This window comes from Curtobacterium sp. C1 (assembly GCF_021049325.1).
Lineage (GTDB): Bacteria > Actinomycetota > Actinomycetes > Actinomycetales > Microbacteriaceae > Curtobacterium > Curtobacterium citreum.
Window position 1 is genome coordinate 2,992,320 of sequence record NZ_CP088076.1, and the last position, 15,863, is coordinate 3,008,182.

16 protein-coding genes are annotated in these 15,863 nt (G+C 73.2%); 8 read left to right on the forward strand and 8 right to left on the reverse strand.

Annotation, left to right across the window (positions count from 1 at the left end):
* The first annotated feature begins 28 nt into the window (after positions 1 to 28).
* Genes LQK89_RS14350 through mscL form a run of 3 tightly spaced genes read left to right on the forward strand, consistent with a single transcriptional unit; the run spans position 29 to position 1,498 of the window.
* A complete protein-coding gene (locus tag LQK89_RS14350; RefSeq protein ID WP_174777482.1) occupies positions 29 to 613 on the forward strand; it encodes a 5-formyltetrahydrofolate cyclo-ligase in 585 nt (194 codons plus the stop codon).
* 1 nt (position 614) lies between these two features.
* On the forward strand, positions 615 to 941 hold the full coding sequence (locus LQK89_RS14355; RefSeq protein WP_175325293.1) for an FmdB family zinc ribbon protein: 327 nt from the start codon (positions 615 to 617) through the stop codon (positions 939 to 941).
* A 56-nt stretch (positions 942 to 997) separates the two neighbouring features.
* The gene (mscL, locus tag LQK89_RS14360) at positions 998 to 1,498 is read left to right on the forward strand and encodes a large conductance mechanosensitive channel protein MscL (protein WP_058743106.1); all 501 of its coding nucleotides are present in this window, start codon (positions 998 to 1,000) and stop codon (positions 1,496 to 1,498) included.
* Positions 1,499 to 1,616: 118 nt separating this feature from the next.
* Here mscL and LQK89_RS14365 read toward each other — a convergent pair whose 3' ends face one another.
* Together LQK89_RS14365 and LQK89_RS14370 are read right to left on the reverse strand one after the other, a co-directional pair.
* On the reverse strand, positions 1,617 to 2,201 hold the full coding sequence (locus tag LQK89_RS14365) for a CDP-alcohol phosphatidyltransferase family protein (RefSeq protein WP_058743105.1): 585 nt from the start codon (positions 2,199 to 2,201) through the stop codon (positions 1,617 to 1,619).
* 302 nt (positions 2,202 to 2,503) lie between these two features.
* A complete protein-coding gene (locus LQK89_RS14370; protein WP_058743104.1) occupies positions 2,504 to 6,340 on the reverse strand; it encodes an ATP-binding protein in 3,837 nt (1,278 codons plus the stop codon).
* A gap of 138 nt (positions 6,341 to 6,478) precedes the next feature.
* Between LQK89_RS14370 and LQK89_RS14375 the strand changes: the two genes are divergently transcribed.
* From LQK89_RS14375 to LQK89_RS14385, 3 genes are read left to right on the forward strand one after another with little or no spacing between them, the layout of a single operon-like run.
* The gene (locus LQK89_RS14375) at positions 6,479 to 7,351 is read left to right on the forward strand and encodes an HpcH/HpaI aldolase/citrate lyase family protein (protein WP_058743103.1); all 873 of its coding nucleotides are present in this window, start codon (positions 6,479 to 6,481) and stop codon (positions 7,349 to 7,351) included.
* Between the two features lie 10 nt (positions 7,352 to 7,361).
* The gene (locus LQK89_RS14380; RefSeq protein ID WP_231049512.1) at positions 7,362 to 7,844 is read left to right on the forward strand and encodes a DUF6264 family protein; all 483 of its coding nucleotides are present in this window, start codon (positions 7,362 to 7,364) and stop codon (positions 7,842 to 7,844) included.
* Complete coding sequence (locus tag LQK89_RS14385; RefSeq protein ID WP_231049513.1) at positions 7,841 to 9,082, forward strand: FAD-dependent oxidoreductase; 1,242 nt, start codon at positions 7,841 to 7,843, stop codon at positions 9,080 to 9,082. Before LQK89_RS14380 ends, LQK89_RS14385 begins: the two co-directional genes overlap by 4 nt.
* A 12-nt stretch (positions 9,083 to 9,094) precedes the next feature.
* Here the strand turns inward: LQK89_RS14385 and LQK89_RS14390 are convergent, their stop codons facing one another.
* Positions 9,095 to 9,838, reverse strand: coding sequence for a DUF6891 domain-containing protein (locus LQK89_RS14390; protein WP_231049514.1), 744 nt, complete (start codon positions 9,836 to 9,838; stop codon positions 9,095 to 9,097).
* 148 nt (positions 9,839 to 9,986) lie between these two features.
* On the opposite strand from LQK89_RS14390, the gene LQK89_RS14395 reads away from it, so the two are divergent.
* A complete protein-coding gene (locus LQK89_RS14395) occupies positions 9,987 to 10,862 on the forward strand; it encodes an aldo/keto reductase (RefSeq protein WP_141862935.1) in 876 nt (291 codons plus the stop codon).
* A 128-nt stretch (positions 10,863 to 10,990) separates the two neighbouring features.
* Here LQK89_RS14395 and LQK89_RS14400 read toward each other — a convergent pair whose 3' ends face one another.
* Positions 10,991 to 11,494: a hypothetical protein gene (locus LQK89_RS14400; RefSeq protein WP_231049515.1), complete on the reverse strand. Its 504-nt coding sequence runs from the start codon at positions 11,492 to 11,494 to the stop codon at positions 10,991 to 10,993.
* 109 nt (positions 11,495 to 11,603) lie between these two features.
* Here LQK89_RS14400 and LQK89_RS14405 point away from each other — a divergent pair, with 109 nt between their 5' ends.
* Positions 11,604 to 12,569 carry an NAD(P)H-quinone oxidoreductase gene (locus LQK89_RS14405; protein ID WP_231049516.1) on the forward strand — a complete coding sequence of 322 codons (966 nt, stop codon included), beginning with the start codon at positions 11,604 to 11,606 and terminating at the stop codon, positions 12,567 to 12,569.
* A gap of 120 nt (positions 12,570 to 12,689) precedes the next feature.
* Here LQK89_RS14405 and LQK89_RS14410 read toward each other — a convergent pair whose 3' ends face one another.
* The 4 genes from LQK89_RS14410 to LQK89_RS14425 all read right to left on the reverse strand — a co-directional run bounded on the left by LQK89_RS14410 (position 12,690) and on the right by LQK89_RS14425 (position 15,842).
* Positions 12,690 to 13,460 carry an amino acid ABC transporter ATP-binding protein gene (locus LQK89_RS14410; RefSeq protein ID WP_442874068.1) on the reverse strand — a complete coding sequence of 257 codons (771 nt, stop codon included), beginning with the start codon at positions 13,458 to 13,460 and terminating at the stop codon, positions 12,690 to 12,692.
* Between the two features lie 41 nt (positions 13,461 to 13,501).
* A complete protein-coding gene (locus LQK89_RS14415; RefSeq protein ID WP_231049517.1) occupies positions 13,502 to 14,380 on the reverse strand; it encodes an amino acid ABC transporter permease in 879 nt (292 codons plus the stop codon).
* 4 nt (positions 14,381 to 14,384) lie between these two features.
* Positions 14,385 to 15,206: an ABC transporter substrate-binding protein gene (locus LQK89_RS14420; RefSeq protein WP_174777475.1), complete on the reverse strand. Its 822-nt coding sequence runs from the start codon at positions 15,204 to 15,206 to the stop codon at positions 14,385 to 14,387.
* A 132-nt stretch (positions 15,207 to 15,338) separates the two neighbouring features.
* The gene (locus LQK89_RS14425) at positions 15,339 to 15,842 is read right to left on the reverse strand and encodes a cupin domain-containing protein (RefSeq protein ID WP_229666866.1); all 504 of its coding nucleotides are present in this window, start codon (positions 15,840 to 15,842) and stop codon (positions 15,339 to 15,341) included.
* Positions 15,843 to 15,863: the final 21 nt, after the last annotated feature.

Consider the following 15,863-nt stretch of genomic DNA (forward strand, 5'->3'; position numbering starts at 1 on the left):
ATCGTGCCCGCTCGCTAGACTCCTCGCCATGACCGCCGACCTCGGGAACGAGAAGCGAGCCCTGCGGGCCGAGCTCCGGCAGCGCCGGCGCACCCGGACCGCGACCGAACGGGACGGCGACAGCCGCGCCCTGACCACGACCCTGCAGCGCTTCGTCGAAGAACGGCAGGTCCGGTCCCTCGCGCTGTACCTGTCGGCGCCGGACGAGCCCGACGTGCGACCGTTCCTGAACTGGGCGCACGAGCACGGCGTGCGGGTGCTCCTGCCGGTGACCCGCGAGGACGGCTTGCTCGACTGGGCCGTCGGCGACGGCGAGTCCGAGCGCGAGGGCCTGTCCGGCATGCCCGAGGTCGTCGGCGAGGTGCTCTCCCCGCTCGCGCTCGGCGACGTCGACGCGATCCTGACCCCCGCGGCCGCCGTCGGGAAGGACGGCTGCCGGATGGGCTGGGGCCGCGGCTACTACGACAAGACGCTCGGGTCCATGGCGAACCGTCCGCCCGTCTATGCTGTGATCTTCGACGCGGAGTACCTCGACGAGGTCCCGCGCGAGGCCCACGACGAACCCGTCGACGGCATCATCACGCCGTCGCGCATCATCACCTTCCGGAGCTAGGGTGCCCACCTACTCGTACCGCTGCACCGCGTGCGACAACGCCTTCGACGTCAAGCAGTCGTTCTCCGACGCCGCACTCACCGAGTGCCCGGTGTGCGGGGGCGTCCTGCGCAAGGTCTTCTCCCCCGTCGGCGTGACGTTCAACGGCGGCGGCTTCTACCGCACCGACTCGCGGTCGACGCCCTCGTCCGGTGGCTCGTCGTCGGGTGGCTCGTCGTCCGGCGGCTCGTCGTCCGGCGGCTCGTCGTCCGGTGACTCCTCGTCGAGCACGTCGAAGGCCGCACCGAAGAAGACCGAGTCGAAGCCGGCCGCGCCCAGCGCCTCCTGACGAGGACTCGTCTCCGTCGGTACGGTGGGGTCTCCTCGACACGGAAGGAGGCCCGCGTGAAGGGCTTCAAGGAGTTCCTGCTCCGCGGGAACGTCATCGACCTGGCCGTCGCGGTCGTCATCGGTGCGGCGTTCACCGCCATCGTGACCGCGATCGTCAACGCCGTCATCAACCCGGCGATCGGCGCGGTCTTCAACGCGTCGAGCCTGGACAAGGCGCTGCCCGTCGCGATCCCGACCGTCTCGGGCGGCGAGGCGGTGATGTACTTCGGCGCGGTGATCGGCGCGGTCATCAACTTCGTCATCGTCGCGGCGGTCGTGTACTTCGCACTCGTGCTCCCGGTGAACCACCTCAAGAAGCTCGCCTTCGAGCGGGTGCAGAAGAACCAGGAGCAGACGCCGCAGGACGTCCCGCCCACGGACGTCGAGGTGCTGCTCGAGATCCGCGACCTGCTGCGCACGCAGAACGGCGCCGCGGTCGGCACGGGTGGCGGTGCGCACGTGGCCCCGTCGACCGCGCCCGAGGGTCCGGGGATCGCCGGCACGACCAAGCTGTAGCGCGCTGGGCCGCCGCGGTCGCCCCGCTCCGAACCACGGAACCGACGTCGAACCATGCACGTGTGCTGGTTCCACGTCGGTTTCGTGGTTCGATCCGCCCGCGATGGCGGGCGGCGCGTCAGCGCGCGCGGGACTCCGCGCGGTGCTTCGCGGCGAGGGCCCTGGCGTACTGCACGCCCGCGACGACGTGTCCGATCGTCCCCGCCCAGACGAACACGAGCGCGGTGACCCGCACCCAGTCGTGACCGGCCGCGAACGACGTCGACGAGAACAGCAGCAGCGGCAGGCCGACGAACAGCAGGGCCGAGCGCACCTTGCCGGTCCAGGTGACGTCGAGGTCGGGGTCGCCCCGGAACCACAGCCCGGACAGCAGCGCCAGCACCGCGTCGACGAGCACGATGATCGCGACGCTCGGCCACGGCAGCAGTCCGACGAGCACGAGCGACAGCACGATCGCGATGATGGCGAGCCGGTCGGCGATCGGGTCGAGGGCCTTGCCGAGCTTCGAGCCCTGGTCGAACCTCCGCGCGATGAACCCGTCCGCCCAGTCGCTCACGCCGAGGACGACGAGGGTCACCAGGGCCCAGCCCGAGTGGTGTGCGACGACGAGCCCGATGAACACCGGGATCAGCAGGAAGCGGACCACCGTGATCAGGTTCGGCCACGTCTGCCAGTCGGGGCGCTGCCGCACGGTGTCAGTCATCGCGTCCCAGGCTACCCGTCACCAGTGCGGGGGGACGTCGCGGCGGAGCTGGTCGTCGTTCTCCCCCGTGCGGTGCCGCGGCGGTTCCGGTGCGGGAGCGGGGTCGCTGCCCGGCACCGGCTGGGTGGTGACGCGCCTGCGGGGTCGCGCCGTGCCTCCCGTCCGGTCCGCCGTCTCCGGTCCGTCAGTCGCTGGTCGGACGGGAGGCACGGCGTCCGCCGCGTCGTCGGCCCGCGTCCACGTGCCCACCAGCTGGTCCGTGTCGGGCGTCACCGGCCCCGCGGGCCGGTGCGCCCTGCGGCTCATCGGCGGGCCGGGATCGGCGGGATGCTGATCTCCTGGGTGGCCCCGCGGTCGACGCCGAGCACCGACGCGACCGTGTCCGCGACGCGGTCCGGGTCGGAGAACAGCTGGAAGGCGTGCACGCGCACGTAGTGCCAGCCGAGTCGACGGAGCACCTCGGGACGGAGCCGCAGGCTCTCGCGGAGCGACCCGCGGACGAGCGAGGCGTCGGTCTCGATCGTGACGCAGACCCCGCCGTGCGCGGCCACCAGGCCGAGCTTCCCGCGGTGCCCGAGTGCCACCGGGATGCCGCGCATCTCGAGGCGTCGGGCCAGGTCGACGAGCAGCGGGTCGGAGTCGTCCGGCACGTACTCGGCGGTCGTGCGGGCGCGGACCTCTGCCAGGATCTCGGCCAGGGCGACGGTGCCGTGGCCCATCCGCTCGGCCTCGATGTCGGACGGCTGGAAGCACGTGACGATGACCATCGAGCGGCGCGCACGGGTCATCGCGACGGCGAGCAGGCGCTCCCCGCCCGGCTTGCCGAGCGCCCCGAAGTCGCGGAGGACCCGGCCGTGCGGCGTCCGGCCGTAGCCGATGGAGAACACGACGCGGTCGCGGCTCTGCGCGACCGACTGCTCGAGGGTCGCGACGATGAACGGCTCGGCCCGGTCGCCGATGACGAACTCGGTGAGGTCCTTGTGTCCCTGCGCGGCCGTCAGGACCGCCTGCTCGACGCGGACGGCGTGCTTCGCGGAGGCCGTGATGACCATGAGCGACTCGGACGGCCGGGTGCGGGCGTGCTCCATGACGAGCCGGACGACGCGGTCCACCTCGGCATCGACGCTCTCGACCGCGCCGGACTCCGGGTCCGGGACCGCCTTACCGTCGCTGACGTAGTCGATCGCGATCGACCCGTGCCCGAGGAACGACCCGGCCCACGGCAGCGACTCGATGCGGCCGCCGTAGAAGCGCCGGTTCACGAGCTCGGCGAGGTCCTCGCCGCCGGCGCGGTACGACCGCGTGAGTGACAGGGTCGGCAGCAGCGTGGAGAGCTTCGCGAGCGCGGAGTCGGCGTGCAGGGCGTCGAGCGTGCCCTCGTCCACCTGCAGGGCGCGGTGGTCGGGGTCGACGGCGATGCGGAACGGCGACGGCGTCTGCGTCACCGGGTCGCCGAACGCGACCGTCTGCCGGGCGCGACGGATCGCGCCGACGGTCTCGGCGATCGTGACGGCGCCGGCGTCGACCAGGATGACCGTGTCGAACGGCATCGTGTCGGCGATCTGCGCGACCTCGTACGGCGATGCGAGCCACACGGGCGCGATCGACCGGGACAGGTGCGGCGCGGAGTCCTGGAGCAGGCGCGAGGTGATCGCGCCCTCCTTGAGCTGGGTGCGGAGTGCGGTCGCCTCTTCCGGCCAGTCGACGAGACCGACCTTCCAGTTCTCGGCGAGCTGCCACGCCAGACCCTGGGACACCCCGGCGGCGTGCGCGTCGTCGACGAGCCGGAAGTCCGCCTCGACGCGGTCGAGCATGTCGGTGTTGCCACCGAGCAGCGCCCGGTCGGACTCGAGCATGGTCTCGAGGGCGGACTGCCACCACGCGAGCTCGAGCTCGGCGGGCACCTGGGTGTCCGGGACGTGGCGGTTCGCCAGGTCGGTGATGAGCGGCTCGAGCTGCAGGTCGCGCAGGGTCTGCATGAGCTCGGTGCGCTCCTGCAGGTTGTGCAGGACGTCGGACTCCTCGGCCAGGCGCGCGATCGTGGGGACGAGCTCGTCGATGGGCAGGTTGGCCAGCTGGGTCTCGCGCGACGTGCGGCCGAGCGGCTCGTCCAGGCGCGCGAGGTCCTGCACGACGTTCGAGAAGAGCACCTGGACGTCCCCGATGCCCGTGGGCACCTCGGGGTTCACGCCGGCGGCGACGTAGCGCTGCCAGAGCACGCGCTGCTGCTGCACGCGGGTCAGGGCCTCGTGCAGGTCGGACACGTGCACACCCGGGCGGACGTACTCGCGCGCGAGCTTCTTCAGCCGGCGCCGGTTCGTGGACGACATCGGGGCGCCCTCGCCGCGCGGGGCGGTGGCGGCGACGAGCTCGGCGACCGAGCGGTCGAACACGACGGGCAGGAAGCGGTCGAGCGTGTCCCGGATCTCGGTGAGCAGGCGGAGGTAGATGCCGAGCTCGTTGATGGTCGTGAACTGCCGCATGTGCGTCGAGGCCACGAGGTCCTGCGCGCGCCGGAGCAGCGTCGGCAGCCCGTCGGCGTCGAGGTCCTGCGCGGTGCGGTGCGCCCGCTGCGCCCCGTCGCTCGAGCCGAACTTCGCGCCGTACCAGGGCGAGTCGTCGGGACCGTAGCGGAACTCACCGAGGTTCGCGGCGCTGACCATGGTCTCGGCGACGCGCGAACGGCCCTCGACCATGCTCGTCACCGAGGTGGACGACAGGCGCGCGGTCGTCGACGGCGGCACCGGCAGGAGCGAGAGCCGCGAGAGCTCGACCAGGCAGTCGAGCACGGAGACGCGGAAGTGCGGGTCGACCCGGGTCAGCGAGCCGCGGTAGTCCGTGAGGACCTTGCGGAGCCGGACCAGGGCGTCGTCGACCTCGCGGAGGTTCGGCCTGGACGCCTTCTCGTTCCGGGCGATCGCGCGGACGACGTCGCGTCGGAGCGTGGACGGTGTGACGGCGACCCCGGGGAGCTGCACCTCGGCGAAGCGCGCGGCGATCCCCCGCAGGGTCGCGCGACGCGGGCTGACCACGAGGACGCGCTTGTTCGCCGCGACGAGCCCGCCGAGGGCGTTCACGATGGTCTGCGTGCCACCGGTGCCGGGGAGGGTCTTCACGACGATCGAGTTGCCGGCCGTGATCTGCGCGATCACGTTCTCCTGCTCGTCGTCGGCGTCGAGCAGGAGCGTGTCCGTCTCGGGGCTGCGCTCGTCGGACGGCGTCTGCTCGACCGGGTGGTACGACTGCTCGACCTGCCACTTGGCGCTCGGGTTGCCGGCGAGGGCGTCGAGGACCGGGTGCGACAGGTCCTCGGTGTCCTCGACCAGGCCGCTCGCGACCTCGGCGAAGGTCGACACGACCAGGCGCGCGTGCACCGAGAAGCCGGGGATGTGCGCGGTCAGGCCGCGCAGCCGGTCGATGACCGGGTTCGGCGTGAACGAGCCGTCCTGCTGCGCGAGCGCGACGAAGGACTGCGCGTCGAGGATCACGCCGTACTGCTCGTGCAGGGCGTCGGCGAGGCCCGGGTTGAGGACGGGTTCGCCGAGCAGGCGGACCTCGAAGTCGCGGCCGTGGCGTCGGATGGCCAGCGGGCGGAGCAGCACGGGGCCGCGGAAGTGCTCGTCGGCGTGCGTCCAGTCGGCCATGCCGATGCCGAGTTCGACCGCGTCGATGCCGCGGACCGTGGCGAGCTCGGTGCCCTTCTCCTCGACCCGGGCGGCGGCGACGCGGGCGGCGCGGAGCGCCACCTCGTCGCGGATCAGGCTGGAGAGCAGGGTGGTCTTGCCGGTGATGAACTGCGCGAGGCCACCCGGGTGGGTGGTCGAGAGCTCGATGCGGGTGCGCGGGTGGTCGCTGAAGTGCGTGAGCGGGCTGACGCCGCCGACCCCGGTCAGCTGCTTCCGCCACGCGTCCCACGCGGGTTCCGCGGCGTTGCCGGCCTGGAGGCGCGGATCACCCAGGCTGATCGCCTGCGGACTCGTGAGCTGCAGCTCCGGCCGCAGGGTCCGGTCCGGTTCGTCCGTCACGACGTTCGCTCCCTGCTCCACCTGCTGGTCGTCCTGCTCCCCCCGGCCGTCGGCGGGCACGGCGCGACCGCGCGCGGGGACGTCGCCGTTCGCGTCGCCCTCGTCGTCGGTCACCCTGTCCGCTCGCCACACATCGGACACTGTAGGCGGAAGCGACCGCCCTCTCTGGCAATGAACCGAGGTTTCCGGGATTCCGGGCCGCCCCGGGACGGTCGGGCTCCCCGGCCACCCGCGTGTGGTACCAACGTGGACATGGCCATCGACGACCGCACCACCACGTCCACCCCTGCGCCGGATCGGCGTCGATCGGTCCCCGCCGAGATCTCCCGTTCGTGGCTCCTCGTCCCCGGCACCGCCGCCGACCGGTTCGAGCGGGCGCAGCGGTCCCGGGCCGACCAGATCATCCTCGACGTCGAGGACGCGGTCGACCCCGCCGCCAAGCCGGGCGCCCGCCAGACGGTGGCCTCGTGGCTCGCCGGCGGCGGTGAGGCCTGGGTGCGGATCAACGACGTCACGACGGACTTCTGGGCGGACGACGTCGAGGAGCTCCGCGGCCTGCCCGGCCTGCAGGGCGTCATGCTCGCGAAGACCGAGTCGCCCGCACAGGTCACCGACACGTGGCACCGGCTCGGCGGCCACACGCCCGTGATCGCGCTCGTCGAGTCGGCGCTCGGCATCGAGGAGGCGACGTCGATCGCCCGCGCGCAGGGCGCCTTCCGACTGGCGTTCGGCTCCGGCGACTACCGCCGTGACACCGGCACCTCCGCCGACACGATGGCGATGGCGTACCCGCGCTCCCGGCTCGTCGTGGCGTCCCGCGTCGGCGACCTGCCCGGGCCGATCGACGGCCCGACGGTCGGGTCGGCGCACGCGATCCTGCGCGAGCAGTCGCAGGTGGCGGTGTCCCTCGGCCTGACCGGCAAGCTCTGCCTGGACACCGAGCAGCTCCCGGTCATCAACGAGGTCATCTCCCCCACGCCGACCGACGTGGCCTGGGCGCAGGACTTCCTCGACGACTTCGAGGCCCGGGGCCGGGTGATCCGCGACGGCTCCGACCTGCCGCGACTCGGCCGAGCGCAGAAGATCCAGCGACTCGCCCAGGCGTTCGGGGTCGAGGCGCGGTAGACCGGTCCCCATGACCTGGTCGAACGTGCCCGGCGGTCCGCCGCAGTCCTCGCCCACCGGCGGTCCCCACGACCGCGACGCCCAGCAGCGGGCCGAGTGGGCGCGCGGCGGGACGACGCTGTTCCCCGCCGGGCGCATCGCCGACCGGGTGTCGACCGTGCTCCTGCTCGTGTTCGGCGCCGTGGTGACGCTCGTCACGGCGGTCGTCGGCATCATCGCGCTCGTCTCCGCCACCGCCGGGTGCGACGCCGCGACCGGGTGCTCGCCCGGCGGCTACCTCGGCGGGACGGCCATCGCGGTCGGCGGCGCCTTCGTCGTCGGCGTCGCGACCGTGGTGCTGACGATCGGCGCCTGGCTCCGGCGGCGCTCGTCGTGGTGGATCGCCGCGATCGGCTTCGTCCTGGCGATCGCCGTGATCACCTGGGGCGGCGTGGTGTTCGCCGACGCGGCGGACGGTGTCGGGACGGCAGGGACCGCGACCGCAGCACCGTGAGGGTCTCGCGGACGTCGGTCGCCGTCGTCGGGGGCGGCCCCGCCGGTGTGATGCTCGGGCTGCTCGTCGCCCGGGCCGGCGTCGACGTGCGGGTCGTCGAGTCGCATCACGACTTCAACCGCGACTTCCGCGGCGACACCGTGCACGCCTCGACCATCCGACTGCTCGACGAGCTCGGGCTCGGCGACCGGTTCCGGGCGCTCCCACAGTCGCGCCTCGACGACTTCTCGCTGCCCCGGCCGGACGGGTCACGGCTCGTGCTCGGCGAGTTCTCGCGGCTCCGTCCGCCGTACGACCACGTTGCGATGGTGCCGCAGTGGGACCTGCTCGACCTGCTCACCACCGCGGCGCGCCAGGAGCCCTCGTTCTCGATCACCATGGGCACCGCGGCCTCCGACCTGATCGTGGAGGACGGGCTGGTCACCGGCGTGCACCTGACGCCGCGCGGCGGCGGCGAGCCCGAGGAACTGCGCGCCGACGTGGTCATCGCGTGCGACGGCCGGAACTCGGTGTTGCGGGCCGCGGCGGGACTGCGACCGCGACGCTTCCCGGTCGGGTTCGACACGTGGTGGTTCCGGCTGCCCCGCAACGAGGACGACGACGCGACCGCGCTCGTGCCGGCCTTCACCGGTCGGGACGTCCTGCTCGCCTTCCCGCGGCAGGGGTACCACCAGGTCGCGTACTTCGCACCGAAGGGGTCGGACGCCGCCCTGCGCGCCGCGGGCGTCGAGGCCTTCCGGGCGCGGATCGCGCGGCTGCGACCGGACTTCGCCGACCGGGTGGAGGGCCTCCGGTCGATGGACGACGTGCACGTGCTCGACGTCCGGACCGACCGGCTCCGTCGCTGGTGGCGTCCCGGGCTGCTCTGCATCGGCGACGCCGCGCACGCGATGTCCCCGGCCGGCGGGGTCGGCATTAACCTGGCGGTGCAGGACGCGGTCGCGACGGCCACCGCCCTGGTCCCCGCACTCCGGCAGGGGCTGCGCGGCCGGGCCCTCGACCCGGTGCTCCGGGCCGTGCAACGCCGCCGGACGCCTCCGACCGTCCTGGTGCAGACGGCGCAGCGGTTCCTGCACCGGGTGGTGTTCGAGCGCGCCTTCGCCGGGCAATTGCAGGACGGGCCACCGCTCCTGCCCGTGCTCCTCGCCCGCTGGGTGCCCCCGGCGCGGGGCCTCTACGCACGGGCGGTGGCGTTCGGGCCGCTGCCGGAGCACGCCCCCGCCTGGGCACGGCGCTGACGGTCGGAGGGCTCAGGCGGGCAGGGGCTTCTGCCAGCGGTCGATCCGCACCGTGATGCGCTGCGTGGTCTGCCCGTCCCAGTCGGCGTCGAGCCCGTGGTCGACGAGGGCCGCCACGACCGCCGAGGCCGCACTCACGCGGCTGTGCCGGCCCAGGACGGCCCGCCCGTCGGCGGACTGCTCCGCGAGCGCGACGTGGTCCGGCTCGAGGTCGGGCGACGGTCGGAAGGCGCCGTAGGCCAGGTACAGCAGCGCAGTCGGCTCGGCCAGCCGCTCGGCGTCCTGCTGGTGGAAGAACACGTAGGCCCACTCCCGGTGCCTGTCCGGCGCGGTCGGGTCCGGCGTCCGGGCGTCCGCGCACTCGGCGACGCCGTCGGCCTGGTCGACGCCGACCGCCATGCCGGTCACGAAGCCCTGCTCGCGGAGCGTGGCGAAGGCGTCCCGGAGCCGCTCGTACTGTCCGGATCCCGGCTCCCACGCGTGCTGCTCGGTCAGGCGCGCGGCCCAGCGGTCGCGGACGGCCCGCTCGACCACCGGCCGGAGGGTCTCCGGGTCGTCGACCTCGTCCTCGTGCACCTCGACGACCGTCTCGACGACGTCCTCGAACGGGGTGAAGCCGGGCAGGACGAGTGCGTCGATCGTCTCGGCGAGCGCCACGGGGTCGATCGCGACGGGTGCCGGCGCCGGTGCCGGTACCGGAGTGGTCGTGTCGGGGGTCGCCTCGGAACGCCGTCGTCGCCACCACCGGAACGCCACGCGCCGATGCTACCGAGCGGCCCCGTGCCCCGGACCCGACCAGACCGGACCGGGCGGCGGACGCGAGCCGACCCGCGGGACGGGCACCGTGCCTCCAGGCCGTGCGCACACTGGGCACCCACCGGACGGACGGGCGCATGCTGGCCACATGAAGCAACGAGTCATCGGAGACGTGTCGGTCAGCGCGATCGGACTGGGCGGCATGCCCATGTCCATCGAGGGCCGACCCGACGAACGGCGGTCCATCGCGACCATCCACGCGGCGCTCGAGGCGGGCGTCACGCTCATCGACACCGCGGATGCCTACCACCTGGCCGGCCACGACGAGGTGGGGCACAACGAGACGCTCATCGCCAAGGCGGTGCGCGAGTTCCACGGCGACACGGACGCCGTGCTCATCGCCACGAAGGGCGGGCACCTGCGCCCCGAGGCGGGGCCGTGGGCGCAGGACGGTCGGCCGGAGTACCTCAAGGAGGCGGCGAAGGCCTCGGCGAAGCGACTCGGCGTCGACGCCGTCGGGCTGTACCAGTTCCACCGGCCGGACCCCGCGGTCCCGTACGCCGACTCGGTCGGCGCGCTCGCCGAACTGCTCGACGAGGGGGTCATCCGGATGGCGGGCATCTCGAACGCCGACCCGGACCAGATCCGCACGGCGAACGAGGTCCTCGGCGGGCGACTGGCGTCGGTGCAGAACCAGTTCTCGCCCGCGTTCCGGTCGAGTGAGCCCGAGCTGGAGCTGTGCGACGAGCTCGGCATCGCGTTCCTGCCCTGGAGCCCGCTCGGCGGCATCGCGAAGGCCGCGGACCTGGGCACCGCGTACGAGGACTTCGCGGTCATCGCCCGGGAGCGCGGGGTGTCCCCGCAGGTCGTCGCGCTCGCGTGGGAGCTGCGGAAGAGCGACGTCGTCGTACCGATCCCCGGGGCGTCCCGGCCGCAGTCGATCCTGGACTCGGTCGTCGCGGCGACCGTGAAGCTCCGCGACGAGGACGTCGCCCGGCTCGACGCCGCACGGCCTGCGGCCTGAGACTCGGGCGCAGCGGCGCGCGCGGCGCGGGGTCCTGCGCGGCGCGTCTGCCGCGTCCCCGCTCCCCCGGCGCAGCGACGCCCCGTCCGGCAGTGGTGCCGGGCGGGGCGTCGTCGTGCGGCCCGGGGTCAGGCCGTGCAGACCTTCTGGAACTCGGTGCCCGCGTCCTGGACCTTCTGCGTCGTCGCGGTGAAGGCGGAGAGGTCGGCGGACTTCGGGTCCTTCGCGATCGACTCGATCTGGGTGAGCATCTCGTCGTAGGCGGAGCGGAACGCCTCGGCCTTCGGCTTCACGTCCGTGTTCTGCACGGCGTCGACGCCGTCGGAGAGCGACTGGTCGAACTCCTTGAGCTTCGCGACGGCGGCGTTCGGGTCGGACTGCAGCGCGGAGACCTGGGACTGCAGGCCCTTCGCGGCGTCCTCGACCTTCGATTGGAAGGCGGAGCAGGCCTCGGCCTTCGACTGGGACGACGCCTGCGACGACGCCTTCGGTGCGCTGCTCTGTCCCGTGCTGCCGCTGCCGCTCCCGCTGCTGTTGCCGTCGCCGTTGCCGCCCGATCCGCCGGCCGAGCAGCCGGCGAGCAGTGCGACGGCGAGTGCGGCGGTCGCGAGTGCGGTGGTCTTCCTGGCCATGTCGGTCCCCCTGGAGTCCGTGCCCGCGCCTCGGTCGTGCGCGGGTCGCCGTCGACGGTACATGGCGGACGCACAGGTGGTCGCGGGTCCCGGGGCTAGCGTCGAGGGCATGCAGGCGATCACGGCACACGACGGCGCACCCCGACTCGACGAGCTCCCGGACCCGGTGGCCGGTCCCGGCGAGGTCCTGGTCGAGGTCGCCGCGGCCGGGGTGAACAACGCGGACCTGCAGCAGGTCGCCGGGAACTACCCGCCGCCGCCCGGCGCTTCGGACGTGCTCGGCCTCGAGGTCTCCGGTACCGTCCGTGCCCTGGGCGACGGGGTGACCGGGTTCGCGGTCGGCGACCGGGTCTGCGCCCTGCTGTCCGGCGGCGGGTACGCCTCGCTCGTGGCGGTCCCGGCGGCGCAGGTGCTCCCGGTCCCGGACGGCGTCGACCTGGTCGAGGCCGCGGCGCTGCCCGAGGCGGCGTGCACGGTCTGGTCGAACCTCGGGATGATCGCGGGTCTGCGTGCCGGGCAGACACTCCTGGTGCACGGCGGCACCGGCGGGATGGGCTCGCACGCCGTGCTGCTGGCGAAGGCCATGGGTGTCCGGGTGATCGCGACGAGCGGCGGCGAGCGGAAGGTCCGGGCGTCGCAGGAGCTCGGCGCGGACCTGGTCGTCGACCACCGCACCGAGGACTTCGTCGAGCGGGCCCTGGCGTTCACGGACGGCCGCGGGGTCGACGTCGTGCTCGACGTCGTCGGCGCGGACTACCTGGCGAAGCACCTCGCCGTCCTGGCGCCGAACGGGCACATCGCGGTCATCGCGGCGGGCAGCGGCAGGACGGGCGAGCTCGACTTCGGCGCGATGATGCGGAAGCGCGCGACGATCAGCGCCACGACCCTGCGCGCCCGGCCCCTCGACGAGAAGGCCGCGATCGTCGCCGCGGTCCGGGAGCACGTCTGGCCGCTCGTCGCCGACGGCAGCGTCCGACCCGTCGTGGACAGCGTGCTGCCGCTCGCCGACGCCGCCGAGGCGCACCGCCGGGTGCGCGACGGCGCGGTGGTCGGGAAGGTGCTGCTGCGCCCGTAGCAGGGCCCCCGCAAGACGCAACGTCGACGGTTGCTCGCAGCGACATACCGCTGCGAGAAACCGCCACCGTTGCGTTTCGCGAAACGCCAGACGCCGGAACGCGGGACGCGGGACGCCGGGTCAGGCGTGGACGCGCGCCAGGAACTCGACGAGGGCGGGGTGCTGCGGGCGGTCGAGCACGTCGGCCGGGGCGCCCTGCTCGACGACCTCGCCGCGGTGCAGGAACACGATCCGGTCGGCGACCTTCCGGGCGAACTGCATCTCGTGCGTGGTCATCAGGATCGTCGAACCCTGCTCCTTGAGCTCGCGCACCAGGTCGAGCACCTCGCCCACGAGCTGCGGGTCGAGCGCGCTCGTCACCTCGTCGAGCAGGAGCAGCTCCGGCGAGGTCGCCACCGCACGCACGATCGCGACGCGCTGCTGCTGCCCGCCGGAGAGCCGGTCCGGGTACGCGTCCGCGAAGTCCGACAGTCCGATCCGCTCGAGCAGCCGCCGGGCCGTCGCCTCGGCCTCGGCCCGCGGGACGCCGTGCACCCGACGGGACGCGAGCGTCACGTTGTCGAGGACGCGCATGTGCGGGAACAGGTTGAACTGCTGGAAGACGACGCCGATGCGCGCCCGGGTGGCGTCGACGTCGATGCGCGGGTCGGCGATGTCGATGCCCTGCAGCAGCACCTCGCCGTCGTCGATGCCCTCGAGCAGGTTCACGGTCTTGAGGAGCGTCGACTTCCCGGAGCCGGACGCCCCGATGACGCAGATCACCTCGTGCCGGTGCACGGTCAGGTCGATGCCGCGCAGGACCTCGTGCCCACCGAAGGCCTTGCGCAGGCCGCGCAGTTCCAGGACGGGGACCGACGCGTCGGACGCACCACGTGCCTCCAGGCCGGTGATCGGACGGGAGGCGCGGCCCGCCCCCGCAGCGGATGCCTCGGTCACACGGTCCCTCCGATCTGCTCACGGCGCTGCTGGCGCCGCGCGACCGCGTCCGTGACGCGGATCAGCGGCAGGCTGATCACGACGAACAGGAGTCCGGCGACCAGGTACGGCGTGAAGTTGTAGGCCTCGGCCTGGGCGATCTGCGCGCTGCGGACCGCGTCCACGGCGCCCAGGATCGACACGAGCCCGACGTCCTTCTGCATCGACACGAAGTCGTTCATGAGCGCGGGCGTGACCTTGCGGATCGCCTGCGGCAGCACGACGAGCCGGAGCGTCCCGGCGTGCGACAGCCCGAGCGACCGGGCCGCGAGCCGCTGCGAGGGGTGCACGGCCTCCATGCCGGCGCGCAGGACCTCTGCGACGTACGACGAGTAGGTGAGCACGATCGCGATGGTGCCCCAGACCTCCGGGGGCTGGCGCGGGAAGATGCCGAGCCCGGGGATGCCGAAGCCGACCAGGTACAGCACGATGATGAGCGGCAGGCCGCGGAACAGGTCGGTGTACGCCGTCGCGAGCATCCGCAGCGGGAAGACCACCGGGCTCCGCAGGCCCCGGACGACCGCGAGCAGCGTCCCGAGCACCGCGACGCCGATGCTCGCGAAGAACAGGATCCGGATGTTCAGCCAGAGGCCGAGCAGGACCTGTGGGAAGACGTCGACGGCCGTCTGCGGGTCGAAGAACGACTGCTGGACGGCGGCCCACCCGGGGGTGTTCACCACGCCGAGCCAGAGCACCACCACGACGACGAGCGTCGAGACGACCGACACCACGACCGAGCGGCGGCCGCGCTGCCGACGGTACAGCCGGCGCTCGGCCTCCACCGGGCTCGGCGCTGGTGTGGCGACCGGGGTGCCGGCGCCTGAGGGGACGGTCACCGGGCTACTTCAGGACGGGGGTGTTCGTCGCCGAGGAGAGCCAGGTCGTCTGCAGCCGCTCGAGCGTGCCGTCGGACTTCAGGGCGGCCAGCGCCTCGTCGACCTTGCTCGTCAGCGCGGAGCCCTTCGGCAGCACGAAGCCGAACTGGTCGCCCGTGCCGTCCTGCGGGAACTGCGCCGAGACCGTGCCGTCGTCGAGCTGGGCGCCCGACATGTAGAACGCAGTCGGCAGGTCGGTGACGATGGCGTCGATCTGCCCGGACTTCAGGGCGAGGACCGCGTCGTCGTTCGAGTTGAACACCTGCGGGGTGACGCCGAGGACGTCCTTGACGCTCTGGATGCTCGTCGACCCGGCGGCGACGCCGATCGTGTCGCCCTTGAGCGCGGCGACCGTGGTGTCCTTCGCGGCCTTCGACTTCGTCGTGGTCACGACGGCCTGGGTGGTCGTGTAGTACGCCGTGGACATGTCGACGGCCTTCTTGCGCTTGGCGTCGATCGAGAACTGCTGGACGTTGAGGTCCCAGTCCTTCGGGCCGGGGGCGATCGCGCTGTCGAAGGTGCTGCGCTTCCAGACCACGTCGCTCTTGCCGTAGCCCATCTCCTTCGCGACGGCGTACGCCACGGCGGCCTCGAAGCCCTTCCCGGACTGCGGCTCGTTGTCCTCGACCCAGGGCGAGTACGCCGGGTCGCCGGTGGCGATCGTGAGCTTGCCCGCGGTGACGTTGCCGTCGGCGGAGCTGCTGCCCCCGGCGGAGCAGGCGGCGAGCGCGAGGGCGGCGACCGCGGCGGTGGCGACGGCGAGGGAGAGACGGCGGGTGCGGGTCACGGGCGGGCCTTCGTCAGGAGGGTCGGGGGCAGGACGCAGTGTACCGGCGGGTGGGATACCAGCGCGACGCCGGCGACTGCCCGTGACACGCGGGGCGGTCGGGACGGGCCGGGCAGGCGGGCGCGGGTCCGCTCAGGCGGGGTCCGCCATCGTGAAGTCGTCGAACGAGAAGCCGGGCGAGACCATGCAGCTCAGGAGCACCTCGCCGTCACTCGGCAGGGTCCGCTGCCAGACCCCGCCGCGGACGAACGCCTGCGCGTCGTGCAGCCGGTGCCGGCCGGCGTCCGGGCCGAGCGTGATGCGGTCGCCGGGCTCGGGCTGGTCCCCGCTGCCGCCGAGCTCGAGCACGACGGTGTCGGGACCGTGCCACATCCAGATCTCGTCGCTCGTCACCCGGTGCCAGGCGGACGCCTCACCCGGGGGCAGCAGGAAGTGGATGAGCGTCGCCGCGGGACGCTGCCCGGCGGGGGTGGCGACCTCGGAGGGCGAGGTCCACGTCCGGACGTACCAGCCGCCCTCGGGGTGCGGGTCCATGCCGAGCGCCGCGGCACGCTGGGGCACGTCGAGCCACTCGAGCACGCGGCCGTCGACGGTGCGACGGGGGACCATGCCGGGACGGGGTGCGGTGTCGGTCATCGGGACTCCTCGGGGACGGGG